This is a genomic window from Halopiger goleimassiliensis (assembly GCF_000455345.1).
Lineage (GTDB): Archaea > Halobacteriota > Halobacteria > Halobacteriales > Natrialbaceae > Halopiger_A > Halopiger_A goleimassiliensis.
In genome coordinates this window covers 274161-297218 of the sequence record NZ_HG315691.1, presented here as the reverse complement: position 1 = coordinate 297218, position 23058 = coordinate 274161, and the positions used below count along the sequence as shown (strand labels likewise).

At 61.6% G+C, this 23058-nt stretch carries 23 protein-coding genes and 2 tRNA genes; 12 read left to right on the top strand and 13 right to left on the bottom strand.

What is annotated here, in order from left to right; all coding sequences use genetic code 11:
- Positions 1-130 precede the first annotated feature (130 nt).
- Positions 131-3271, bottom strand: a complete 3141-nt coding sequence (locus TX79_RS16260; protein WP_230198605.1) for a S8 family serine peptidase — start codon at positions 3269-3271, stop codon at positions 131-133.
- 588 nt (positions 3272-3859) lie between these two features.
- Between TX79_RS16260 and TX79_RS16255 the strand changes: the two genes are divergently transcribed.
- On the top strand, positions 3860-5185 hold the full coding sequence (locus tag TX79_RS16255) for a hypothetical protein (protein WP_049929231.1): 1326 nt from the start codon (positions 3860-3862) through the stop codon (positions 5183-5185).
- 234 nt (positions 5186-5419) lie between these two features.
- Here TX79_RS16255 and TX79_RS16250 read toward each other — a convergent pair whose 3' ends face one another.
- From TX79_RS16250 to TX79_RS19750, 7 genes are all read right to left on the bottom strand, one after another.
- Complete coding sequence (locus TX79_RS16250) at positions 5420-6280, bottom strand: aldo/keto reductase (protein ID WP_049928691.1); 861 nt, start codon at positions 6278-6280, stop codon at positions 5420-5422.
- 287 nt (positions 6281-6567) lie between these two features.
- The gene (locus TX79_RS16245; protein ID WP_049928690.1) at positions 6568-7179 is read right to left on the bottom strand and encodes a hypothetical protein; all 612 of its coding nucleotides are present in this window, start codon (positions 7177-7179) and stop codon (positions 6568-6570) included.
- A gap of 139 nt (positions 7180-7318) precedes the next feature.
- Entirely contained in the window at positions 7319-8533 is a 1215-nt protein-coding gene (locus tag TX79_RS16240; RefSeq protein WP_154660565.1) for a hypothetical protein, read from the bottom strand.
- A complete protein-coding gene (locus tag TX79_RS16235; RefSeq protein WP_049928688.1) occupies positions 8530-9168 on the bottom strand; it encodes a DUF3592 domain-containing protein in 639 nt (212 codons plus the stop codon). The genes TX79_RS16240 and TX79_RS16235 overlap by 4 nt, the downstream gene beginning before the upstream one ends.
- A gap of 167 nt (positions 9169-9335) precedes the next feature.
- Complete coding sequence (locus tag TX79_RS16230; RefSeq protein WP_049928687.1) at positions 9336-9914, bottom strand: hypothetical protein; 579 nt, start codon at positions 9912-9914, stop codon at positions 9336-9338.
- Between the two features lie 40 nt (positions 9915-9954).
- On the bottom strand, positions 9955-10623 hold the full coding sequence (locus TX79_RS16225; protein WP_049928686.1) for a hypothetical protein: 669 nt from the start codon (positions 10621-10623) through the stop codon (positions 9955-9957).
- Positions 10624-10962: 339 nt separating this feature from the next.
- On the bottom strand, positions 10963-11448 hold the full coding sequence (locus TX79_RS19750) for a pentapeptide repeat-containing protein (protein WP_195892525.1): 486 nt from the start codon (positions 11446-11448) through the stop codon (positions 10963-10965).
- A gap of 93 nt (positions 11449-11541) precedes the next feature.
- Here TX79_RS19750 and TX79_RS20045 point away from each other — a divergent pair, with 93 nt between their 5' ends.
- Positions 11542-11667, top strand: coding sequence for a hypothetical protein (locus TX79_RS20045; RefSeq protein ID WP_268257997.1), 126 nt, complete (start codon positions 11542-11544; stop codon positions 11665-11667).
- A 436-nt stretch (positions 11668-12103) separates the two neighbouring features.
- Here TX79_RS20045 and TX79_RS16215 read toward each other — a convergent pair whose 3' ends face one another.
- Both TX79_RS16215 and TX79_RS16210 read right to left on the bottom strand, forming a co-directional pair.
- Positions 12104-12763 (bottom strand): tetratricopeptide repeat protein, encoded by a 660-nt coding sequence (locus TX79_RS16215; RefSeq protein ID WP_049928684.1) that lies wholly within the window; start codon positions 12761-12763, stop codon positions 12104-12106.
- Between the two features lie 170 nt (positions 12764-12933).
- Positions 12934-13932, bottom strand: a complete 999-nt coding sequence (locus TX79_RS16210) for an SMI1/KNR4 family protein (protein WP_049928683.1) — start codon at positions 13930-13932, stop codon at positions 12934-12936.
- Between the two features lie 376 nt (positions 13933-14308).
- Between TX79_RS16210 and TX79_RS16205 the strand changes: the two genes are divergently transcribed.
- Positions 14309-14644, top strand: a complete 336-nt coding sequence (locus TX79_RS16205) for a putative quinol monooxygenase (RefSeq protein ID WP_081655623.1) — start codon at positions 14309-14311, stop codon at positions 14642-14644.
- 359 nt (positions 14645-15003) lie between these two features.
- Here TX79_RS16205 and TX79_RS16200 read toward each other — a convergent pair.
- A tRNA-Phe gene (locus TX79_RS16200) sits at positions 15004-15077 on the bottom strand.
- A 200-nt stretch (positions 15078-15277) separates the two neighbouring features.
- Here TX79_RS16200 and TX79_RS16195 point away from each other — a divergent pair.
- A complete protein-coding gene (locus TX79_RS16195; RefSeq protein WP_049928681.1) occupies positions 15278-15724 on the top strand; it encodes a DUF7344 domain-containing protein in 447 nt (148 codons plus the stop codon).
- Positions 15725-16201: 477 nt separating this feature from the next.
- Here the strand turns inward: TX79_RS16195 and TX79_RS16190 are convergent.
- A tRNA-Val gene (locus tag TX79_RS16190) sits at positions 16202-16275 on the bottom strand.
- Between the two features lie 61 nt (positions 16276-16336).
- On the opposite strand from TX79_RS16190, the gene TX79_RS16185 reads away from it, so the two are divergent.
- Together TX79_RS16185 and TX79_RS16180 are read left to right on the top strand one after the other, a co-directional pair.
- The gene (locus TX79_RS16185; protein WP_049928680.1) at positions 16337-16825 is read left to right on the top strand and encodes a DUF192 domain-containing protein; all 489 of its coding nucleotides are present in this window, start codon (positions 16337-16339) and stop codon (positions 16823-16825) included.
- A gap of 82 nt (positions 16826-16907) precedes the next feature.
- The gene (locus TX79_RS16180; RefSeq protein ID WP_049928679.1) at positions 16908-18863 is read left to right on the top strand and encodes an ABC transporter ATP-binding protein; all 1956 of its coding nucleotides are present in this window, start codon (positions 16908-16910) and stop codon (positions 18861-18863) included.
- A gap of 18 nt (positions 18864-18881) precedes the next feature.
- On the opposite strand, the gene TX79_RS16175 is transcribed toward TX79_RS16180, so the two are convergent.
- Positions 18882-19226 carry a DUF5789 family protein gene (locus tag TX79_RS16175; protein ID WP_049928678.1) on the bottom strand — a complete coding sequence of 115 codons (345 nt, stop codon included), beginning with the start codon at positions 19224-19226 and terminating at the stop codon, positions 18882-18884.
- A gap of 109 nt (positions 19227-19335) precedes the next feature.
- On the opposite strand from TX79_RS16175, the gene TX79_RS16170 reads away from it, so the two are divergent.
- The 6 genes from TX79_RS16170 to TX79_RS16150 all read left to right on the top strand — a co-directional run bounded on the left by TX79_RS16170 (position 19336) and on the right by TX79_RS16150 (position 22822).
- A complete protein-coding gene (locus TX79_RS16170; RefSeq protein ID WP_049928677.1) occupies positions 19336-19545 on the top strand; it encodes a hypothetical protein in 210 nt (69 codons plus the stop codon).
- A gap of 119 nt (positions 19546-19664) precedes the next feature.
- Entirely contained in the window at positions 19665-19793 is a 129-nt protein-coding gene (locus tag TX79_RS20040; protein WP_268257996.1) for a hypothetical protein, read from the top strand.
- Between the two features lie 149 nt (positions 19794-19942).
- On the top strand, positions 19943-20206 hold the full coding sequence (locus TX79_RS16165; RefSeq protein WP_049928676.1) for a glutathione S-transferase N-terminal domain-containing protein: 264 nt from the start codon (positions 19943-19945) through the stop codon (positions 20204-20206).
- Between the two features lie 566 nt (positions 20207-20772).
- Complete coding sequence (locus TX79_RS16160; protein WP_049928675.1) at positions 20773-21243, top strand: type IV pilin; 471 nt, start codon at positions 20773-20775, stop codon at positions 21241-21243.
- A 20-nt stretch (positions 21244-21263) separates the two neighbouring features.
- On the top strand, positions 21264-21782 hold the full coding sequence (locus TX79_RS16155) for a type IV pilin (RefSeq protein WP_394324999.1): 519 nt from the start codon (positions 21264-21266) through the stop codon (positions 21780-21782).
- A gap of 233 nt (positions 21783-22015) precedes the next feature.
- On the top strand, positions 22016-22822 hold the full coding sequence (locus TX79_RS16150) for a hypothetical protein (protein ID WP_154660564.1): 807 nt from the start codon (positions 22016-22018) through the stop codon (positions 22820-22822).
- Positions 22823-23058: the final 236 nt, after the last annotated feature.

Here is a 23058-nt window from a genome sequence, read left to right as displayed (position 1 = left end):
GCCGATAAAATAGATAACAACCGCACTGCGTGGCGGCTGTTTTCGAGAGCGAGCGGAAATATAACTCGCTCGTAACGATTGACGGCAGCGGTTCGTTCTGCCGCCGTGGGTCAGTGACTGCTACCGTGGCTTAGCCTGCTAGTGCCTCCGATCCTGCCTCTTCTTTGGGTTCGAACCCGGGGTGGTCGGGTTCGGTAACGTACTGCAGGATGCCAGTCACGTCGGCGGACGTGACCACTCCGTCCTGGGTGACGTCACCGTAGGTTTCGACCTTCTCGGGCTCGACCGGGATGTCGTGGCCGGCGAGGTACGCCTGCACGACGACGGCGTCACCGGAGTGGATCTCGCCATCGCCGAGGACGTCGCCGAGTTTCTGCCAGTGGTGGTGGATCTCGCCGTCCTTCTGGTAGGTCTCGAGTTGCATCCCCATCTCGTCGTTGACGTTGCTTTCGTCGTCGAGCGAGAGGGACGTCGTTTCGCCATCGTCGAGACCGGACGCGTTGAACGCGATCTGTGCGAGGTCGGGATCGTCGTGGCCGTTGGCGTCCGCGCCAGCGATGGACAGCGTGCCCTCTTCGTTGTCCAGTTCGTACTCCATGCCGATGTCCTGTTCGTAGACGCCGTCGATCGTGACGTCGTCCGGATCGAAGTCGATGAACGCCTGGAAGCCGGCCACCTCGTGGTCGTCGGACTCCGCGGACAGCGTGGTGACGGCTTCGGGGAAGTCCGAGGACACGTTCTGGTCCTCGATAGCCATCGTCGCGTCGACGTCGGGTTCCTGCTCCTCGGTGAAGTAGTCGATGGCGTTCGTGAGGACGTCGAGGCTGTCGTCGGTGTGGTCGCCGGGTTCGACCCAGCCGTAGCCGACCGCCGTCAGGAGCACGTCGTTGCGGTCGTAGTCGACGGCGACGCCGTTGTCACCGTCGTCCTGCGTCGCGACGACCATGGCGTCGGTGGCGGTGAACGAGGCACCGTCTTCCCAGGTGTCCGTGTGGACGGTCACTTCGTCACCCGGTTCGGCGACGCCGTCGAAGATGGGGTGTGCCTCCTCGACGTGCCAGGTCGTCAGTCCCGTGGTCCGAGTGACGTCGTCCGGATCGTCGATCGCCTCGGAGCGGTCGTCGAGCGAGTCCGGACCGAGGTTCTGTGACGTGTAAACGGTGCCGACGTCGTCGGTCGCCTCGAACCAGTCGTCGACGACGTCGTCGTCGAGACTGTGGACGAAGTACGAGTCGTAGGCGTCGACGTCCTCCAGCGCCTCGCTGGAGTCGACGTGTTCGACGGCGTACATCGGCGCGAACTCGTCGTTCAGCGTGTCGGCCCAGTCGTCACCGTATCCTTCGGTGTCGTCGATGACCGCGATTTCGACGAACTCCTCGAAGGCTTCGGTCGGACCGGTCGTGACGGTGAGTTCGTCGCCAGCGCCCTCGAACGTGTGTTCGAGTTCGATCATCCCGGGCACGTCGGCCTCGGTTTCGACGGTCACGTCGACTTCGTCGGACCAGTCGTCGAGGTCGAGCGACACGGGTTCGCCGAACGCGGCTTCCTCGCCGTCGACGTACAGCGTCAGGTCGCCGTCGTAGCCCGCGACCTCCTCGACGGTCACGGTGTCGGCGTGTGCGGGTTTGACCGTAACGGTGAATTCGTCACCGGCCTCGATCGCGTCGGGCTGGTCCGCGAGCATCTCGAGGTCGAGCGCAGCCTCGAGTTCGAAGTCCTGTTCGGCGGTTTCGTTCTCGTTCAGTTCGACGGTTTCGGTCATCGCTTCGTGACCGAACCCGTCGGCAGTCACGGTCCAGGTCCCCTCCTCGTGGAGGAGTTCGTAGGTGCCGTTGTCGTCGGTCGACGCGCTGAAGCCGGTTTCCTCGACTTCGACGGTCGCATCTGCGAGGCCCTCGCCGTCGGCGGCGAAGACGGTTCCGGCGATCTCCTGGTCGTGAGCGACCTGCTGGACGGCCGCTGCGGTGTCGATGATACCCGAACCGTAGATGTCCTCGTCGCTGACCTCCCAGGCGGTCTCCTCGACGATATCCTGGAAGAGTTCGTTGTCGGTGTCACCCATCGCCGACGCCATCAGCGCGAAGGTGCCGGCCTGGTGGGGCTGGGACATCGACGTTCCGGAGAGGTACTCGTAGTCGCCGTCGTAGGAACTGAGGACGCTCACCCCTGCCGCGGAGGCATCGGGGGTCAGGTACTCGTCGGGCCACCACTCGGGGGCCTCGTCGCCCCACGTCTCCTCGGGGTCGATCTCGTCGTAGACCGCGAACTCGGCGGGGTTGAGGTCTTCGTCGACCGCCTGGCTCGCGAACGAGGAGTAGTAGTACCCGGGGACGCTCGCGTCGTAGTTCCCGTTCGACGCCGAGACGATGGTGCCGGCCTCGTACGCGTTCTCGGTCGGTTCGATCAACGCGTCCTCACCGAGTCCGCCGCCGAGGCTCAGTCCCATCACGTCGGCTTCGACTTCTTCGACGGCCCACTCCATTCCGGCGGCGATCTGTTCGAACGATCCGCCGCCGCCGGGGATCACCTGTCCGTGGTAGACGTCCGCGTCGGGGGCGACGCCGTACTGGGGCACGTCACCGTCGGGATCTTCCGGTCCGGCGATCGTGCCGGCCACGTGCGTCCCGTGACCGCTCGAGTCGGAGGGTTCGCTGTCGATCGGCTCACCGTCTTCGTTCCACGTCTGGAACTTCTCGTCGGTCACGCGATCCTCCCAGTCGGGGTGTTCGTCGTCGATCCCCGAATCCAGGCTTGCGACCGTCGCGCCCTCGCCGGTGATGCCCATGTCGTGGACCTCGGTCACGTTGTGGAGATCGAGTCCGTACGTGACGTTCTCTTCGTTGGACGGTTCGACGTCCCGCTCGGGCTCGTCGATTTCGTACTCGTAGCTCTCGTGTACCTGGACGACGCCCGGGTGATCGGCCACCTGCTCGAGATCGATATCGTCGGTCCGGATGTCGACCGACACCGCGTTGGCGATCCAGAACGTGTTCTGGACCGAGACGGCGTCTTCGTTTTCGGCCCAGGCGAGGAATCGATCCTGCGTCGTCTCCGCGTGCGTCTGGAGCGACTCTACGGCCTGGTCACGGTCGGCCGTCGCCAGCCGATCCGTGTCGATCCGCTCGAAGCGTACGATTGCGCGTACGAACTCTTCTTCGTCGGCCTTCTCTTCCAGTGATGAATCGATTTCGGGGGAATCGATGGTCGATACGCTCGCCGTCGATGTCGAGCCCTGGGCGGCTACACCCATGCTCACCATCGACATTGCCATAACTACCGCGAGAACGATAGCGAGTGACTTCGATCGTAGTTCTCTCATGTCTCTCATGACACCCCGGATGGGGTGGATGAACCCGCTCTGGTAATTCACATAAGTATACACTACTGGTAATTCAGTCAGCTATCGTTTGACTCATCCCACGGACGATTTGGAAAAATCAACTTAGTGACTGCTGTATGATTCGAGGAATGACGACATCTCTATAAAACGCTACTTTCGGAAGTTAGGTGTGCTGTAACTCCGTATTTTGAACGGTACTGTGAACGTATCAGTAGCTACAATTAGTGAAAATAACTAATAGGTGTTATTTATATCCGTCTTCCCGTCTGTGTCGGTGGTTGGCGGATGAAATACGCTATTTGGTTCCAAACTGTGTATTTGAATCCGGAATAACTACGTATTCGTCTAGGTTGGGGCGGGGTACGATTCCGTTCTGAGATGCTGAGGTTGGTGGGGCGCGTCACCGATTCTCGTCCTGTGATCGGCGCTGATCTCGCGGCACCGTTCGACGCCGGCCTCGACCCCGACCAGCACATTTCCGGTCCCCGTGTTATCCCGCTCCGTCACGGAGACGTGGCTATGGAAGTGGATGGTTCCCACGACCCGGGCGATGCATCCCGTCGCAACGCGGCCCTCGGGTGGTTCGTCGTGGTTGCCCTCTTCGCGTTCGCCGCCGTTCACGCACTCGAGGCGTCCTACCGGTGGTTCGTCTTCACGGCCGTGGCCGTTCTGATCGTCCTCCTCCCGGCCGCCGCACGTCGCGATCCGTTCGCGGTGCCGTCCTGGGAACTGCTGGCGCTCGTCGCACTGCCGGTCGTCGACGCGACGATGTTCGGGGAGACCGTGATCACGGACGTCGCGGTCTACGTCGCCGTCGCGGCCGTCGCGCTCGTCGCGGTCGTCGAGATCCACCAGTTCACGGCGGTCCGGATGACCCACGCGTTCGCCATCGTCCTCGTCGTGATGACGACCCTCGCGGTCGCCGCCGTGTGGAACGTCGCCCTGTGGCTCTCCGACGTACTGCTCGAGAGTTCCTACATCGTCACCGGCCGCTCGGAGGACGCGGCGAACCACGCCATGATGATGGATTTCGTCTACGCTGCGGTGGCGGGATTCCTCGCCGGCCTCGTCTTCGACCGGTTCGTGATGGACGGCGCGACGATCACGAGACCCGGATCGACCGACGACGCCGAGACTACAGATACTCCCCCGGTGGACGGCGACGAAACGACCGACGATTCCGAGGCACCCGAGGACCTCGCCGAGAGCACCCCCTCGCTGGTCCGTGGCCTGCTCGACGTCCCCGAACGCACCGTCAGACGCCTCTCGAGGGCGCTCCAGGTCGCGTTGGCGCTCGTGTTCGTCTACGGGCTCTTCGCGCGTGACGTCCCGACGATCGCCAACGCGGGGATCGCGCTCGGCGTGACGTTCGTTCCCGGCTTTCTCGAGCGCGACTTCCGCCTGCCGCTGGAACCCGAACTCGTCTGCTGGATCACGGGTGCGGTCTTCCTCCACGCGATCGGGTCCGCGTGGCTGTACGACCTCCTCGGCCCCTGGGACAGCCTCACCCACGCCATGTCCGCCTCGATCGTCGCCGCCGCGGGCTACGCGGTCGTCCGGGCGATCGACCTCCACACCGACGAGATCTACCTCCCGCCGAAGATGCTGTTCGTCTTCATCCTCGTGTTCGTGCTCGCGTTCGGCGTCGTCTGGGAACTCATGGAGTTCGCCCTCGGACTCTTCGCCCAACAGTTCGGCTACGAGGTCGTCCTCGCCCAGCACGGTATCGGCGACACGATCGGCGACCTCTTCTACGACCTCGTGGGTGCCGTCGTCGTCGCGGTCTGGGGTTCGGTCTATCTCACCGACGTCTCCTACCGGATCGCCTCGCACATGGAGGGATGAACGACGAATGTAGCGATATCTCGATCTCTCGATCACGGCTAACGGTGTGAACACAACGAAAGCCCCTGCCCCTTTCATTCCCATCCACCGGTGGCCGCCCGAGCAGCCGATACGGGTTGAAAGGTGCTGACGCGCGTTCGGTGAAGCCGCGACGGTAGAGGCAGTCGGCAGAGCCGACCGCCCGTCCGATCCTTCCCGGGGAAGCATCGACGACGGTCTCCCTCGAGGTAGAGATCAGCGTCCCGCCTCGGTTATCCGATCGACCTCCGCGTCGGACAGCGACACCTGCGAGGCGGCGACGTTCGACTCGAGGTGGTCGGGATCGGAGGTCCCGGGGATCGGAAGCATCACCGGCGACCGCTCGAGCAGCCACGCCAGCGCGACCTGCCGGCGCGTCGCGTCGTGGTCGTCGGCGATCTCGTCCAGCAGGTCGCCGTGGGTCTCGAGGTCGTCGGCGTCGATCGGTGCCCAGGGGATGAAGCCAATTCCTGCCTCCTCGCAGGCCTCGAGGACGTCCGCGTTCGACCGGTCGGCCACGTTGTACCGGTTCTGGACCGTCGCGACGTCGACCTGTTCCCGGGCCGTCTCGAGCTGGTCGACCGAGACGTTGCTCACCCCGACCGCGCTGACCAGCCCGTCGTCCTCGAGTTCCGCGAACGCCGCCACCGAATCCGCGTACGGCGTGTCCGGGTCGGGACGGTGGAACTGGTAGAGGTCGATCGTCTCCGTCCGGAGCCGATCCCTCGAGGCCAGCACCTGATTCCGGACGTAGTCCGGGTCGCCGTGAGGGAGCCAGTCGCCTTCGCGGTTCCGCAGGAGACCGGCCTTGCTCGCGACCAGGACGTCGTCCGGATCGCCGATCGACTCGCCGATCAGCCGTTCGCTCACGCCCGGGCCGTAGGAGTCGGCCGTGTCGATGAAGTCGACGCCGCAGTCGACCGCGTGCTGGAGGGTCTCGTGGGCGGTCTGCTCGTCCGCCGGCGGGCCGACGATCTCCTCGCCGCAGAGGCGCATCGCTCCGAACCCAAGCCGGTGGACTGTTCGCTCGCCGATCTCGAACGTCTCACTCTCGTTGGTAGTCGAATTGCTGCTCACGCTCGGAGTCCCGTGTGCACTCCGAAAACCGTTGGCCGCTCAGGTGCCAGTTGCCGACGATTTTGGTCGCCAGCGGGGAGTGTTGTCGTCCCGACCATTTGGCCCCACGTTCGATCACTGCCACGACCTCTTCACCGCGCCGTCACGGTTCCCTCGCCAGGAGCGTGATCACCGTTACCAGCACGATCACCGAGAGCAGTCGGCCGAACCGACGCCGACTTCGCGCACAACGTAGCTCGCCAGTGGGGTCGTCCAATCCCATCTCGAGACGGCCGACGGTCCGAGGGTTACGAACCGAGCAGCAGCCCGACGATCCATCGGAGGGTCGTGAACCCGACGAGCCAGAGGAACACGCCGGCAAACACTCCTCCGACGACGGCCCAGAACACGGCCCGGAAGAGGTCACCGGTCCCGCCGTACTCGTGACTGAAAACCCACCAGCCCACGACCGGCGCGAACAGTGGATAGACGAGGACGATGCTTATCACGAGGGCGTACACGATTGGTTCAGTCGTCTCGCCCCAGCGCTTGAGTCGACCGCGAACCGTCGTGGCAGTCTCCGTCGAGTCGTTCGTCGGTGCGTTCGGATTCGCAGCGAGATACCACTCGTCGTTCTCACTGGCGACGTCTACGACTTCGTCGACGAGTTCCGTCTGTGCGTCCGCGAGCGAAACCCCGGCCTCACGACAGAGCGTGACGAATCCCTCCCTTTCGTCGTTCGTTTCTGGGACGGGGAACCGGTCGATGCTCTCGATTAGGTCCCCCTCGCCAGTACCGATCAGGTAGTGTACGAGAACGTCCCCCTGAACCGGATCGAATTCGACGTCCGTAATCGTGGCAGTCACCCGATCGTAGCTCCGTACGGAGGCCTGCTCGAGTTGTTCTTCGAGGTCGGTCATACCGTGATCCCTCCAGCGGGATGCGGTTCCAGTGGTACGCGAGCAGTTGCTGCTGTCGTCGAATCGTGGCCGAACCGACTGAACTGCCCTGCAGTAGCGACGAACACAGTCGGTCGGAACGGAACGAACCGCTCTCGTCTCATGGAACCACCCAGGAGCCGTCGACCGTCACTGCAAACACCATCCAGCGATCGAACCCGATGGCGAGTGAAACCCCGAGAGCGACACCGATCCAGACGAGTATTCCACCAATCGTTCCGGCGATGGCCCTGCCAATCCCGTAGCGCGGCCAGAGGTAGACGAACAGGAGCGGGGCGACGAGAGGAAAGACGACTCCGCTCAGGGCGAATATCCCAATGTCGGACAGGTTCGAGAGAGCGCCGGAGTCGTTCGCGCCGTCGTTCGGCACCCGAATCCGCCATTCGTCGTCCTCCCAGTGAATCGGCACGGAGCGCCCGATCAAATCCTCGTGTGCGTTCGCCAGTGGGACGTGCACCTCCTCACAGAGGCGAACGATATCGTACTCCGGAGACTCGACGTCCGGGACTGGAAAACGGTCGCTTCCCTCGATTTCCACGCCGTACTCGCCGTGTTCGTATCGGTACGTGACCACGACGTCCCCCTGTTTCAGTTCCAGATCCGTGATCGTCGCCCGGAGATCGTCCGTAGACCGGAGGTCCGCCAGGACGAGTTCCTCGCGAAGTTGGGACGCACACCACTCCCGGTATCGATCCATGGCCACCTCCTCGTCGCCGCCAAAGCGGTGCTGCGCGTAGCGTACCGTGGCTTCTTCTTTGAGTCGGTCGATATCCTCCTCGTCGAGCTGATCGCGCTGTGCGAGTTCCTCACGTGGGGCGTCGTGGAGATCCTCGACCGTCCGGTACCCGCTCATCCAGAGTTCGTACAGTTGCTTGTAGTCGAGGCTCTCGAAGTCGACGTCGTCGATCTTCGATGGACCGACGTTCGGCTCCGACTCGGCGGACTCTTTCGCAAGCGCCGTCTGCTCTAACTCGTGGGACCGATCGAACGTTTCTTCCCACAAGCGTCGGGTGTACTCCGTTTCGATTTCCGCTTTGAGTCGCTCGACGTCCTCCTCGTCGAACGCCTCGATCCGCACGAGATCCTCCGTGCGGGCTTCGTGGACGTCCTCGAGGGACTGATACCCGCGTTCCTCGAGTTCGCGCCGTTGTGTATCGTCGAGGTGTTCGAACTCGACTGCCGAGAGCGACACCGTAATCGGTCCCTCTGCAGGTGGTATCTCGCCACTTCTCGATTCCTGCCACTGCCAATACGCATCCAGTTCGGCCGTGAAGGTTCTCCTGTCGGCCACCGATCCCTGATCGTCCTCGCTCATCGTTTCACCCCGAACTGTTTCGTGACGAACGAACGGATGGACGGGGCCGTGATCTTCTCGAAGGCAACCAGCAGCCAGCCGCCGAGCCAGAAGTACCCGACGACGTATCCGGGATCTCGCAACGGGTTGGTCCAGACGAAGTGGCGTTCTTCGATGTACGAATCCGACGGCTCCTCGGGGTCGACGAAGACGGTAACCGAGTCACCGGGGTCGTATTGTGTTACCCGCTGGAGTGCACTCTCCTGCGTCAAGACCGCGTTCGACGACCCTCGTGGCCAGAGGGTGTTGCTGGTGAACCGCTCTCCGTCGTACTCGTACTGGTACTCTACCGTGACGAAGTACGGAGCGCCGTTTCGGTCCGTACCGACGTATCCAGTTCCGTCCTGCCCGCTGGGTACGGACAGTGTACTACTCGAGTAGTCACTGCCGACCACGGTCCCTTCTACCGCTACAGCCGAGTCCATCGTCTGAACGTACCCGACGTAACTATTCGCGAAGAGCAATCCGAAGGAAAGAACCAGAACGAGCAAAACGAGGTACGGGCGATCGGACCAGCGGACGCCGATGGCCCCGCCGATCGCCGCGCACGTACCGACGACGGCGAGGGCGACTACCCATCCTTCGACCCCTGTCATCACCGATCACTCCGCTGGTGCCGGCCGGTCCGGGTCAGCCACTGCCCCGTGAGCAAAACTGCCCACCAGTCTCGCCCACGACGGCGCATCGCAACGCCAGGTACTCCGTGCTCACGCGACGACGATTCGCCGATACGACGGCTGAAAGGGGGTAGCCGGAACATGCGTTAGCGAAACACCAGCAGGTAGCGAACGACGGACCACCAGAGCAACAGCCCAACGCCGACGACCAGTACGAGTCCGAGGACCACTGTGGCGAAGGTTCCGGGGGAATCGTCTTCGGACGTTTGCATCTCGCGGTACGTGCTCAGGGTCAACGCCGGAACGAGCAGCGGGAACGCGATGACGGTAGCGACGTATCCCGCATGGGCAAGCGCCAGCCCGGACCGCCCGTAGACTCGAAGTCGTGACGCGTCAGCCGATGTCGACTGCTCGTCCGGAACCAGCGTCCATTCACCGTCGGCCGTCGTCCCGACCTCGAGACTCTCTCCCGGGAGTTCCTCCGGTGCTGCAGCGAGGGGGACGCCGACGCGTTCACAGAGGGCAACGAAGTCGTGGTCGGGATCGTCGACGGTCGGAATCGAGAACCGATCGATCGCCTCCAAGGTCCGCCCGTCACCGGCGGCAATGCTGTAGGTAACTTCGATCGACTCGTCGCCGGTCGCTTCGACGTCGACGATCGTCGCCTCCACTCGGTTTTCGGCGCGGAGAGCCGCCTCGATGAACCGCCGCTCCAACGGCTCCATTACGTTCGTCGTTGCAGTTTCTTCTAATCAATCTTTTGAACTAATCCGGAGAAACGGACGTAGGCGACCCGAACGACGACGGATACGGGATAGCGCTCCGATGTCCCGGCGTCCCGACGACCCGGGCTGCGGGTACGGCAGAACCGACGTACAGCAGACCGTACGACTGGGACTGGAGGAGCGTCAAGGCAACCAGAACCCAACCGAAAAGCGTCAGCAGCGTTCCGAACAGTGCCCGGGGAGCCCCCCACCGGGGCCAGAGGTGGACGAACACCAGCGGAGCGACGACGGGAAACGTCACGGCGAGCGCGAGCGCGAGCGAAGGGCTGAGTTTTGCGTCATCCCCCAGTGGCACGCCGCGTCGCTTACCGGCACCGGCATCTTCGTCGTCCAGTCGAATTCGCCAGTCGTCGCCAGTCCAGGTGATCGGCACCTGCATACCGACGAGGTCCTCGTGTGCACTCTCGAGCGGAACGTGAACGGATCGACAGAGGCGCACAAAGTCGTACGAGGCGTCCGATTCGGTCGGGACAGCGTAGACGTCGTCAGTGTCGATTCCAACGTCGCTGGCCTCGTCGACGAATTCGTAGGTGACCCGGATTTCGTCGCCGTGCTCTCCGGGGACGCTCTCGACGTCCAGAATCGTCGCGGAGAGTTCGTCGGCGGCTCGGAGTTCCGCCAATCGAAGCTCTCTCGAGAGCTCTCCCATGCGACCAGTTGCTCTATCGACAGAAATGAATGCACCGGTCCGTTCCGTCAACGACTGATGGGCATCAGTTCCTCACACCGCCTCTCGACCGCAGACTCGCTGACGATGGTCGACGACGTTCCCCACGGTGACGGTAGGTCACTTCCCGGCGCTCGACGCCATACGGATTCGCTGTTCGGTTACAGCGATGTCGTCACGGAGCCGGTGACAGACGACGAAAAACAGAGCCTCGTCCAGCGGTTTCGCACTGTGATCGCGTTTCGGAGCCGACCCACGACGTACGCTGTTTCAACGTCTCCCGCCTGCTGGAGAGGGGATCTCCGCCGAAAGCGAGCCGCGTCAGAACGTCGTATTCGACAAATCGGCAAACCCGATGTTCGCACCGTTGACGTCGACGAAACTGAAGTAAGTGTCCGAGAAATCGGCATCCCTGAAATCCGCGTTCGAGAGATCGGCACTTTCGAGGCTCGCGTTCGAGAAGTCAGCGTACTTCAGGTCCGCATTCGTGAAGTCGACGCTACCGAGTTCCGCGCTCGAGAAGTCGGCGGCGACGAGCGTGGCATTCGAGAAATCGGCCTCGTCGATCGTCGCGCCGGAGAAGTCGGCTCCGTCGAGGTGTCCTTCCGAGAAGTCCGTCCCGTTGAACTCTCCCTCCGAGAGGTCGGCATCCCGAAGATTGGCACCGGCGAGGCTGGTCCGCCAGAAGTTCGCCCCCGACAGGTCACTCTCGCGGAATAACGCACGCTCGAACGGATGTCTCTCTTCGTCGTTGAGGGTTTCGAGGGCCTCCTGGGCCCGGTCCGGGTCAGTGAATACCTGTTCCACAAACTGTTCGGTAGCGGCTGATTCGAAGTTGTCCGTCGATGATAGGTTTCCACTCCCGAAGCCGATCCCCGACCGCTCCGCGGTAGAAGGCGTATGGTAGCCGATCTCCAATCCAGACAGATCCGCGCCGTCCAGTACCAGTCGTCCAGTCTCCGTCGGGAGGAGCGACTCGACGATCGACTCAGCATCCTTCTCGACGACGTCCGTATCGACGTGTAACAGACATCGATCGGCCGAGGCTGAAACGGTCTCTCGCCAGCAACAGCTCTGCCGGTCGGGAGTATCGTCGACCTCGTGGTCCTCGGGCCACGTGTACCCACAGCGATCGGGTGACGACATGCTGACGAGACTTGTTCATATCTATCCAAATTTAACGTTTCGAAACTGACTAGTTGAGCACTCCCTCGACCGGTTTTGACTATTGAACGTGTACTTCGTTCGATCGTGGTTCTCGTGGCGTTCGATCGGAATGCTGTACGCCAGTTCCGGCACGACTGTCGGACGTATTCCGGCCGCACCGATCCATCGGTACGGCGTTCCGTATGAGGAGGACAACAGTCTTGCCAAGACGAACGATTCCACCGAACGGCTACAGCCTCCAACATGTGGCATCGTCTCGACCGTACCTCGTCCTCGACTGCCGGCGGTCGTCGTACTATCGCAGGTGGTCGATCAGGTCTCGAATCCTGTCGCGTTTCTCCTCGGGAAGGTCGGCGTCCGCGAGCCAGGCGTCTAGGTAGCTGAAATCCCAGCCGGCGTCGAACACGCCTGCACAGCGCTCTCGGTACTCCGTTTCGCGCTCGCTGATCGGCTCGTCGAGTGCAATCCCAGCGGCGAGCGTCAGCAGGAGACTTACCGCCCGCTCGTCCGGCGCATCGCTGCTCTCGAGTGCGTCCGTGGCGTCCTCGAAGGCCTCTTCGTAGGCCCCCGTCAGTAGCCTCGTCTGCGCCAGTGACTGCTGGAGGCCTACGTCCTCCGGGTCCAGGTCGACTGCCGCTCTGAAGTCTTCGACTGCTTCCTCGTACTCTCCACGGTCGCAGTTCACTACCCCCCGCTGGTAGTGAAACTGGCAGTTCTCGGGATCGATCTCGATCGCCTCGTCGAAATCCTCGATAGCTGCCTCGTACCTCCCGGCGTCCTGCTTGAGAGCACCACGGAGGGCGTACTCGTTGCTCATCGCGGTTGGGTTCCCCTCTGCTTCCAGTATCTCGTCCACTACTGTGATCGCTTGGTCGTACTTTTGCCGGCGTTTAAGGGACATGACCGTATCCAGCAACTCGTCCAACCCCTCCGCGCTGTCACCGTGTTCACTCATGCAACAACATTCCAATACTATTACAATAAAAACTAACTATACGGTATCAACTGTACACCGTCTCTCGCAGTTGGTGCCAGTAGGAGTTCGATGTTCAGCCGTTTTCCTGTAATCAAACGGTGGCTGGAACGTCGATTTCGCTTTTAAATTACCGTGAGGGGACAGTTGCATCACAGTTTCCGTTCCCGTATCTCGACGATGTCTGCCACCTCACTATCGTACACCGTCGAGAGAATGCGTTTGGTGACTGCCGCGGCGGGTTCGGCGTCGACTGTCGGCTGCGTTGCGGTGATAAACACGTCTCCCTCTTCGACGATCGCTAGGTCTTCCTCCTCACAAACGTTTTTCGCGCGGCTGAGCTGACCGTCCTCGACCAGTTCCCTGATGGTGACCGACCCCCACTGAAACTGTACCCGGGATCCCACCTCCCCCTGTCGCTCCAAACAGACTTCGACGACCCAGTTGGGTACACTCTCGTGGTTACCGTCCGGCGGACATCGCTCGTAGTGGCGCTCGAAGACGGGCTGTAGATCCTCCCTGGTGGGATTCTCGATACGCTCGGGAGGAAGCGAAGCTAGCTCTTCCGGATCGGCCATCATCGAGTTGGTCTGTTCGGAGTAAACTAGCTCATCGGTTTCGATCGCGGTCGCATACTCCGCGAACCACGAGTGGAAACTCGGCCCGCGTACCGGCCGTGCCGGCATGTCGTGCCACACGACGATGACCGGTCCTTCGTTCCCGTCGGCACCCGGCGCAAGATCGAGACACAGGAGATTGCCCGACGGGTCCTGGGCAAATGGCACCCACGATTCGTGCCACCACACGTCTTTGACAGCCGCATCCTGATTTTTGAACCGGTCGGGAAAATCGTCGACTTCCCCAGTGAACGCATCGTCTTCAAGTAGGTCTGTCATCCGTTCCCACTCGGCTCTGATGCTCTCTGTCGAGCAGAGCCCAAATCGACGCAGCAGCGGTCTCGAACCGCTGGTCTGGCCGTTGTGAATCCGAAGGAATTTCACGAACGCGTCCGGCAGATCGACGCCAACTGTTGACTCGACAGCATCGATCTGCTCGTCGGCTGCAGGAGGTGACAGAACGGAACGCCCGTCAGAATGATTCGTGGCCAGCCAGTTTTCGATGACAGTCCAGCACTCACGGATGGATCGCATCGGTTCCGTAAAGTGTATTCGTGGTTATATCTTTTCTTATCGGAGATCAGTTACCGAGCGAATACTGGTGACGTGGACTCTCGATCGCATCATGGCTCGGCAGATGGCGAACGAGTTGATATCGTCTCGAGGGGCCGACGACTACGGGGCGAACGTCTTCGGGCTAACCGAGACCCTCACGCCCGACTGCGTCGGGGCCCGAGTGGAACCATGGTCGAATCTAATCGGGATTTGCTCGAGATGAGCGCCGTAAGGCGTTGTTGTCCGTCGAATGTCGCCGAGTAGAAAATCGATGCCGTCTCCCGGATTTGAACCGGGCCGGAACACTCCGGAGAGTTCCCAAAACGTATACCAGTACGTTCGCTGAAACGAAAGTATGATCGTTGTTCACACGACCATCCCCCTTAACCCCGACTGCGGGGACGAAGTGATGAACCGCATCGATGACCTCGTCGAGCGCTCCCGGAGGGAAGACGGGACGGTTCGGTACCACGCGATGAGAGACCTGACCGATCCGAACCTGATCCGGTTCTTCGAACAGTACGAAGACCCAGAGGCGGCCGAAGCCCACACGGAGTCGGACGAGTACCGGCGATTCAATGAGCTACTGCCCGAAGTAGTCGACGGCGAGATCGAGACGCTCCAGTTCGAGACCGCCGACGTTCACGCCGTGGAATTCACTGCGTCCGAGGCAGTCGAAGCGCTCGACTGACAGTTCGCTGGGCTCGTGGTCTTGATTTCGTAGGAGTACCGCCTCCCGGATTGTGAACCACGCCTGAGAACCTGCTCGCTTCGCTCGCGGAGACGGGACAGCGCGACAGACGCTCATGGGCACTCGGTGAACCCCATAACGAAGAACGAACTCGAACCCCTCTCGCCTGCAGAGGTGAAGGAGATGTACCTCGACGCACGAAACGTCGCTCGGATATAAATCGCGTAGAAACCAGATGCTGCCTCCCGGATTTGAACCGGAGGAAGACTCACTTCGTTCGTCTTCGCGTGGTTCAAATCCGCTCGGCGTCGTTTCTTCGACGGACCGCTCGCTACGCTCGCGGTTGCGGTCTCAGAATATGCCGCCTCCCGGATTTGAACCGGGGACAGCTCGATCTTCAGTCGAGTGCTCTCCCAGTCTGAGCTAAGGCGGCGCACCTACACCTCCGTCCATGGTATAAAAAAGAATTTCGAATCCGATCGCGTCGGTGCGTCGTCACGAGCCGCCAGTTGCACGAGCAAGCATCACGCTGGTAAGGCGAGGATACAGCTCCGTAATCTCGGCCGACTGCCGTCTGTCGGGTTTTCGGATATTCAAGACACCCTTTTCCGCTCCGGCGAGTAAGATCGTGTTATGGAGGCACTTACCTCGGATCAAGGAGAGCAGGAACTCTCGGCGGATACGATCCTCGAGTTGCTGGCCAACCGCCGGCGTCGCTACCTGCTGTACGCATTGCGCGGGCGCGAAGAGCCGATCGAGCTGTCGACGCTCGCCGAACGCGTCGCCGGCTGGGAGCACGACGTCCCGCCGGACGAAGTCGCGAAAAACGAGTACAAGAGCGTCTACGTCTCGTCCGTCCAGTGTCACGTTCCCAAGCTGGCGGACGCTGGCGTCGTCGACCACGACGAGGACAACCACACCGTCATCCTCGGGGACAACTTCGATCAGCTCGAGCCCTACCTCCGCGTCGTCATCCGGGACGAGCCGGAAAACTCCACGCTGCACGCGGCCCTCGAGGAGGAGACCGGCGACGGCTTCTTCAGCCAGATCCGCGAGAACGTCGCCCGACTCAAGCAGTAACTACTCCCGAACCGACCCGTCGGCCGGGGACTAGTGGCTCCTTTCGTTGGTCAGATACACTCGACCGACGATCCGTGATCCGTACCGTCGGTCACCGTCTCGATTCTCGGCGTCGTCGATTCGGGGTGGTTCCTCGAGTGGGTCGGTCCGATCGCCGAGTGCCTCCGCGTCGATCGTAGACGATCGGCCTGCGTTTTCCGCTCGAGCATCCTCGGAACCTGCCAGTCGGCATCCCTGTCGCTCGCGTAGCGTGGCTGGTCGCTCGCTCATCGGCAGGACTGCCGTTCATGCGGCGTTACTCGTCGGTAGGAGCGCCGTGTCGGCAGCGCGTTGGGCTCGAGCCCCGTTCCCGTGGCTCGGGTGGGTTCGAACCTCGCCCAGACGGTCGGCCTCACTCCGTTCGGCCGCTGCGACTGGTCTGGTTCGAACCGCCACTCGCATACATTTCTCTGGCTCACGAGTTGTTCGCCAGAGAAATGGGCTCGGGCGGGTTCGAACCACCGACCTCGGCCTTGTAAAGGCCGCGTCATGACCAGCTAGACCACGAGCCCGCATCCGCACCAAGTTCCCGCGTCCGAATAACCTTTACTTTCTCGTAGCGCACGCTCGTCCATGGATTCCGGGCGGCTCGTTCGGCTGGGACTGGTCGTTGCGGCCGCCGCGCTTTTCGTCTTCCTGCTGGTGGAACTCGGCGTCGTCTCGGCTCCCTGGACCGAAGACCGTGCGGAGATTCGGGTTCTCGAGGACGGCGAACCGATCGCCGTAATCGACGCCGCGGTCGCCGACACCATCGGGGAGCGCTACACCGGGCTGAGCGAGCACGACTCCCTCGCGTACGGCGAGGGGATGCTGTTCGTCCACGGCAGCGAGGGCGAACGGACCTACGTCATGCGAGGAATGAGTTTCGACATCGACATCGTCTTCGTCGGTAGCGACCGCGAGATCACGGCTATCGAACACGCCCGCGCGCCCGGCCCGGGTGAGGACGGATCGGATCTCGAGTACACGGGGCGAGCGAAGTACGTCCTCGAGGTGCCTCGGGGATACGCCAACGAGACGGGCATCGACGTCGGCGACGAACTCGAGATCGAGTACCAGTGAGCCCCGGTCGCGACCCAGCGAGAACCGGAACGTTTCGATTCGTAGCAAACCCTTATTTCCCCCGCTGCCCGAGTGCGTGGCTATGGAGGGCGTCGACTGGGACAAGGACGACCCGTTCGAGGAGCAACGGGAACACGTCGAGAGTCCGATGCGGCGGTTGCTCTTCGAATACGGGCGTCCGTACTGGTTCTCCGTGACGGTTGGACTGATCTCGAGCGTCTTCGCGCGGGCGCTGGATCTGCTGCCGGCGCTGTTGCTCGCGGTCGCGATCGACTCGCTGTTCGGCGAGCAGGAGTTCTCCGAACAGGTCCCGCTGGTGGTGCTGCCCGAGTCCTGGCTCCCGAACACGCCGCCCGAACAGTTCGCCTTCGTCGTCCTCGCCATCGCGGGCTCGTTCGTCTTCGGTTCGATCTTCCACTGGCTGCGCAACTGGGGGTTCAACGCCTTCTCCCAGAGCGTCCAGCACGACGTCCGCACCGCGACCTACGACAAGATGCAGCGACTCGACATGGAGTTCTTCTCGAACAAGCAGACCGGCGAGATGATGTCGGTCCTCTCGAACGACGTCAACCAGCTCGAGCGTTTCCTGAACGAGGGGATGAACTCCGCGACGCGGCTGATCGTGATGGTCGTCGGCATCACGTTCCTGCTGTTCTGGCTCAACCCGCAGCTGGCGCTGGTCTCGCTGGCTCCCGTCCCCCTGATCGCCATCTTCACCTACGTCTTCGTCAAGAAGATCCAGCCGAAGTACGCCGCCGTCCGCTCGTCGGTCGGGAAGGTCAACTCCCGCCTCGAGAACAACCTCGGCGGGATCAACGTCATCAAATCCTCCAACACGGAGGAGTACGAGTCCGAGCGCGTCGAGGACGTCTCGAAGAACTACTACGATAAGAACTGGGACGCCATCTGGCTGCGGATCAAGTTCTTCCCCGGCCTGCAGGTCATCTCGGGGATCGGGTTCGTCCTCACGTTCCTCGTGGGCGGCTACTGGGTGCTCATGGGGACTGCGCCCGGTCCGTTCACGGGCACGCTCCAGACGGGGACTTTCGTGGCCTTCATCATGTACACCCAGCAACTCGTCTGGCCGATGGCCCAGTTCGGTCAGGTCATCAACATGTACCAGCGCGCGGAGGCCTCGAGCGAGCGCATCTTCGGCCTGATGGACGAACAGGGTCGGATCGAACGCGACGACGAGGCTGAGGCCCTCGAGGTCCGCGAGGGCCGCGTCGAGTACGAGGACGTCAGTTTCAGCTACGACAACAACCCCGACGAACGGATCATCGACGACGTCTCGTTCGAGGTCGACGGCGGCGACACGGTCGCGCTCGTCGGACCGACCGGGGCGGGGAAGTCGACCGTCCTGAAGCTCCTCTTACGACTCTACGACGTCGACCAGGGATCGATCCGGATCGACGGCCAGGACGTCCGGGAGGTCTCGCTCGCGAGCCTGCGCCGGTCGATGGGCTACGTCGGCCAGGACTCGTTCCTCTTCTACGGTACCGTCGAGGAGAACATCGCCTACGGCACGTTCGACGCCGATCGCGAGGAGATCGTCGAAGCCGCCAAAGCCGCGGAGGCCCACGACTTCATCCAGAACCTGCCCGACGGCTACGACACGATGGTCGGCGAACGCGGCGTCAAACTCTCGGGCGGTCAACGCCAGCGGGTCGCCATCGCCCGCGCGGTGCTCAAGGATCCCGACATCCTCGTATTGGACGAGGCGACCAGCGACGTCGACACCGAGACCGAGATGCTCATCCAGCGGTCGATCGACGACCTCACGGAGAACCGGACGACGTTCGCCATCGCCCACCGCCTCTCGACGATCAAGGACGCCGACCAGATCCTCGTCCTCGAGGACGGCGAGATCGTCGAACGCGGCACCCACGAGGAACTGCTGGAAAACGACGGGCTCTACTCGCACCTCTGGGGGGTCCAGGCCGGCGAGATCGACGAGTTACCGCAGGAGTTCATCGAACGCGCCCAGCGCCGACAGGCCCGGACCGAGGTCGAGGCCGACGCCGGTAACGACGACTGATCCGGGTCCGACTCCCGCTCAGAACGACTCCTGTCCTTCCTGCCCTTCCTGGTCCGGCGCGCCTTCGTCCTGGCGCTGTTCGCCCGCGGCCGGCGGCGTCCGGTCGCTGTAGTTCTTCCGCCCGATCGCCTCGTCGCCCACCATGTTCATGATCGAGTTCTCGAGTTCCTCGACGTCCCGGTACTCGTCCTCGCCCAGCGGGCCGATCAACTCCTCGAGCGTCGCCGTGTTGCCCTCCATCTCGATCTCCTCGTCGCCGTAGTTCTCGAGCAGTTCCTCGTGACCCAGCGGGAATTCCTCGTTCGCGAGGTCGTCGTCGAGGTCGCCCAGATCCACGCCGAGTTGGCGGTCGTCGTCGGTCATACTCCCGCTACCGAGTCCGCGCGGAAACGCGTTCGGCCTGCCGTCGCGGGGCCTGCCGCGTAGCTATGTCAGGGAGCGGGCTTACCCGCGCTCGAGACCGAGCGCAGGTATGAACGTTCCAACGGATCGGCTCCTGATCATGGTGATCGTCGCGACGGGGTTCGCGGTTCTCGTCGGTGGCTGGGCGATCGGCCTCGTCCAGGCGGAAGTGTCGGGGATCGAGGAACTGGCCCTGCAGGCCGGGATCGGGGTCGCGTTCCTCCTCGTGCTGTTGGCCGGCTGGACCGTCTTCAGCGGCATCGACGAGGAGCGGAGTTGAGCGCGCCTGGGACGGTCGTTCCGGGCTCGTCCTCGACTGGCTCCGCTCGAGATTGCTTCCAGGTCCAAAGCAACTGGGGCGTAGACTGATCAGTGAGTTCTCACTAGCGTCCCTGCCGGATGCAGGCTCGATGTCCGAACTGTGACGATGGGCTGGGGGAGCTGGTCGACAAGCGCGTCTCGTCGGGCGAGCCCGTCGCCGAGTTCGTCTGCCGGAACTGCGACTACGAGTGGTCGATCCAGCTGTGATCTCCCCGTATCCCGGCTTTTTCGACCCGATCGGTCGGACTCCCGGCACCGCTCGACTCGTGATCTCCCACCGGTAGCCGTCACGAACGCCGGCAACACCGGCTACTGGACCACAGTTTATCACCGCGGTACACGTAGCTCCAGGCGTCATGCTCGAGCTCTACCAGTCCGAAAACTGTCCGCACTGCGCCAAGGTCCGCGAGAAGCTCTCGGAACTCGGCCTCTCCTACGTGATCCACAACCCCCGGCTCCCCGGGAACGCCGGCGGCGACGAGACGAACGCCCGGACGGTCGAGGAACTACGGGAACTCGGCGGCCAGGACCAGATTCCGTATCTCGTCGACACCGCTCGCGAGACGGCGCTGTACGAGAGCGACGACATCGTCGAGTACCTCGAGGAGCACTACGAGTAACGCGGGCGTTCGTCGGTCGGTCGCTGGAACGGTACGGCCGACGCGGACGCGTGGTTCGAGACGGGTTCCCGTCCGTCAGTTCCGCCGTACCCGCGATCCGGCGGCGGTACATCGGTACAGCAATCCGTCTGCGCCGGCCGCTACTGGGGGGCCGATTCCCCGGCCGGCTGCGACCCGGCCATCGCCGCGGCCGAACTCCCGTTCGGCACTGGGACCGGTCGGGGCGTCCACGATCGGTTCCCATTCTCGAGAGTGCCTCGGCTGCCCGCTGTTCCGTCTTGGCCGGGAATCGCCAGACGGCGGCGCTTCAAGAGGGTGCTGTAACCCTTCTACCCCTCGCTAATTCTCAATACTGAAACCGACTGAACGCTTGAAAGTCATGAATTCTACACACTATCGACTAGTTATATATAGGGTGGTTTCCAACGGTGATTCAACACCAGAAACGGCACCGGGAAAGGTGACGTGCGGGGGGACGGACGGTGTTCCCCAATCCCCTCGCACGTGGGTGGTATCATACCACCCGCCAAAACCTTTCCGCCCGTTTACTGGTGGGATTGACAATCATGTTCGACGGAAAACAGGTACCACGGAAGTTGGTGGGATCGGACGATGAACGTGCGGTGAGCCCGGTGATCGGGGTCATCCTTATGGTCGCGATTACGGTCATTCTCGCGGCCGTCATCGCGGCGTTCGTACTGGACATGGGTCCGAGCGAGCCAGAGCCAACAGCTGCGATTTCGATCGACGATGAGGGAACGAATGAGGCCTCGGTCACGCTCGAGTCAATCAATGAGGGTGATGGAATTGCTGTCTTTGAGGAGGGTTCCACTTCCAACAACGCGATAGTTACTGTCAGTGGTGACAGTGCTTCCTTGGGCGATGAGCTAACTGCAGCGGATTCCACATTCCACGTAGTGAGCTTTTCTGGAGAATTGGAATCCAGTGACATTGATAGCGCCAGTGATATAGATGCCCTGGCTGAGACCGACGGAGTTACTATCTCAGTCGAAGACAGCTTCGAAGGTTCCAGCTAACGATGTTTGATGGTGAGCAAATGACACGGAAGTTGGTAGGATCAGACGAGGAACGTGCGGTGAGCCCTGTTATCGGGGTTATCCTAATGGTGGCTATCACTGTTATCCTCGCTGCGGTGATCGCTGCCTTTGTTCTTGATATGGGTCCGTCTGAGCCTGACCCACAAGCCGCAGTTGACATCGAGGCAAACGGAACCAGCGAAGTCACCGTTACTCTAGATTCGATGACTGACGGTGACGGAATAGCTGTTGTCCCACAGGACAATTGGAACGACCTGGATTCTAGTTACCAGATTGAATCCACCAGTGTGTCTGGCAATAGTATCGACGTTACCTATTCCGACGACTTGGATAGTGGTCTTGACGATGGTGACTATCGTGACTTCACCGTTATAGCCTACACTGGAGAGGATCCACAAGGCTGGGATGACAGTGAATCGTTCATCGATACAAGCAATGACCCAGTGAACGATCTCGAAGACAGGGACGGTATCAATATCGTCGTGGCTGACGAATTCAGTGTCGAAGGAGAAACCTAAATCCTAAACAACTTCTATTGTCTTAATATATATGTGTTGTTTCCCCATTGGTGAAGCACCGTAGGTATACTTTCTCTCTTATATTTGATGTTGCTTGGTTCGAGAGTGTAACCTCCGTTATTCTATTAGTAACTGTGATCCTCGCGAAATAATACGAACCGCTGTAAGCGGATTCTCCAAGTGCAGCAATCCAATATGGTGTTTTTATATAATGCAACTATAATAACTGCTGCATGAAAGGCCGGACAGCCTACCTCATCATGGCCGTCCTTGCGCTCGTGTGCTTCGGCATGATCCTGTCGGTCGTCTACCCGTTTTCGACGATCGAGTCACAGTCTCGTGCTCCGTCTGAGGAACGATTCTCGGTTGCCGATGCTGAAACGTTCTCCCACGAGGTGGCGTATATGATCGATGGCGACATCGAGATTGCACACGAAGTCGTTACGATCGAAGGGGGTGCAACCCACTTCGTCACAAAGAGTTCTAACGGCCGATCAGAGAGGTTTCAGGCCGCTCCTGACAAACCAAAATATTTTCTCAACGAGATCAGCGACGAAGAGACCCTCGAATACGTCCGAGAGTCTATCCAAGACGATACGAACATGACGCTGCTCGCCGAATCAACAGACGGCGAGTATACGACGTTGTATGTTCGGGATGACGACCCCTCTTTCGAGATAAGTTCAGATACGGTGTCGGGCAACCTCTTGTACGTCGAAAAGATCGCATACGAACAGACTGAAGAGTCGGCTGAACACCGGATTTACGAACCGCAAAACGGCTGGTACCGCTTCTACGAGCACGTTCGGATAACCGATGCTTCGGGTGAAGTCCGGGTCGATCCAGATACCGATTCTGTTCAGTCAGCCAACGTCTCCTGGGACCAAACGTCGCCGGCCGAAACCTACGCACACTACGCCGTTGCTCGCCTGCTGGGCGGAACCGAACGCCATGCGGTCACGTTCGAGTACGAACCCGGCGAGGCCACTGTCGAGACGCCCGACTGGGTCGAGGCCGTTCGTGACGGCCACGAACCGTAATCGCCTCCGGTAGGTGACGGAAACAGCTATCGTTGCGCTGCGGGAACTCACTGTCACCGTCTTCGGCCGTCATTCTCCCGCTTCGGCTGGCTAGTGTCTCGGCGTCCGTTCTTCGTCGCCGGACTCGTGAGTTCCACGGCCAGCCTCGTCCTCGAGTCCCCACTGATCGCTCTCCTCCTGACCTCGGTCTCGAGTCCCACCGACCTCGAGTGGATATCTTGCGTTAGCAACAGCGG

Bases quoted from the DNA above. Each gene is read 5' to 3' on its own strand.
- TX79_RS16230 (WP_049928687.1), bottom strand. From the start codon at position 9,914: ATGGAGCCGTTGGAGCGGCGGTTCATCGAGGCGGCTCTCCGCGCCGAA.
- TX79_RS16170 (WP_049928677.1), top strand. From the start codon at position 19,336: ATGAACGTTCCAACGGATCGGCTCCTGATCATGGTGATCGTCGCGACG.
- TX79_RS16205 (WP_081655623.1), top strand. From the start codon at position 14,309: ATGATCGTTGTTCACACGACCATCCCCCTTAACCCCGACTGCGGGGAC.
- TX79_RS16175 (WP_049928678.1), bottom strand. From the start codon at position 19,226: ATGACCGACGACGACCGCCAACTCGGCGTGGATCTGGGCGACCTCGAC.
- TX79_RS16215 (WP_049928684.1), bottom strand. From the start codon at position 12,763: ATGAGTGAACACGGTGACAGCGCGGAGGGGTTGGACGAGTTGCTGGAT.
- TX79_RS16160 (WP_049928675.1), top strand. From the start codon at position 20,773: ATGTTCGACGGAAAACAGGTACCACGGAAGTTGGTGGGATCGGACGAT.
- TX79_RS16195 (WP_049928681.1), top strand. From the start codon at position 15,278: ATGGAGGCACTTACCTCGGATCAAGGAGAGCAGGAACTCTCGGCGGAT.
- TX79_RS16165 (WP_049928676.1), top strand. From the start codon at position 19,943: ATGCTCGAGCTCTACCAGTCCGAAAACTGTCCGCACTGCGCCAAGGTC.
- TX79_RS16210 (WP_049928683.1), bottom strand. From the start codon at position 13,932: ATGCGATCCATCCGTGAGTGCTGGACTGTCATCGAAAACTGGCTGGCC.
- TX79_RS16180 (WP_049928679.1), top strand. From the start codon at position 16,908: ATGGAGGGCGTCGACTGGGACAAGGACGACCCGTTCGAGGAGCAACGG.
- TX79_RS20040 (WP_268257996.1), top strand. From the start codon at position 19,665: ATGCAGGCTCGATGTCCGAACTGTGACGATGGGCTGGGGGAGCTGGTC.
- TX79_RS16155 (WP_394324999.1), top strand. From the start codon at position 21,264: ATGACACGGAAGTTGGTAGGATCAGACGAGGAACGTGCGGTGAGCCCT.
- TX79_RS16185 (WP_049928680.1), top strand. From the start codon at position 16,337: ATGGATTCCGGGCGGCTCGTTCGGCTGGGACTGGTCGTTGCGGCCGCC.
- TX79_RS20045 (WP_268257997.1), top strand. From the start codon at position 11,542: ATGGTAGCCGATCTCCAATCCAGACAGATCCGCGCCGTCCAGTACCAG.
- TX79_RS16260 (WP_230198605.1), bottom strand. From the start codon at position 3,271: ATGGCAATGTCGATGGTGAGCATGGGTGTAGCCGCCCAGGGCTCGACA.
- TX79_RS16150 (WP_154660564.1), top strand. From the start codon at position 22,016: ATGAAAGGCCGGACAGCCTACCTCATCATGGCCGTCCTTGCGCTCGTG.
- TX79_RS16245 (WP_049928690.1), bottom strand. From the start codon at position 7,179: ATGACCGACCTCGAAGAACAACTCGAGCAGGCCTCCGTACGGAGCTAC.
- TX79_RS16235 (WP_049928688.1), bottom strand. From the start codon at position 9,168: ATGACAGGGGTCGAAGGATGGGTAGTCGCCCTCGCCGTCGTCGGTACG.
- TX79_RS16240 (WP_154660565.1), bottom strand. From the start codon at position 8,533: ATGAGCGAGGACGATCAGGGATCGGTGGCCGACAGGAGAACCTTCACG.
- TX79_RS16225 (WP_049928686.1), bottom strand. From the start codon at position 10,623: ATGGGAGAGCTCTCGAGAGAGCTTCGATTGGCGGAACTCCGAGCCGCC.
- TX79_RS16255 (WP_049929231.1), top strand. From the start codon at position 3,860: ATGGAAGTGGATGGTTCCCACGACCCGGGCGATGCATCCCGTCGCAAC.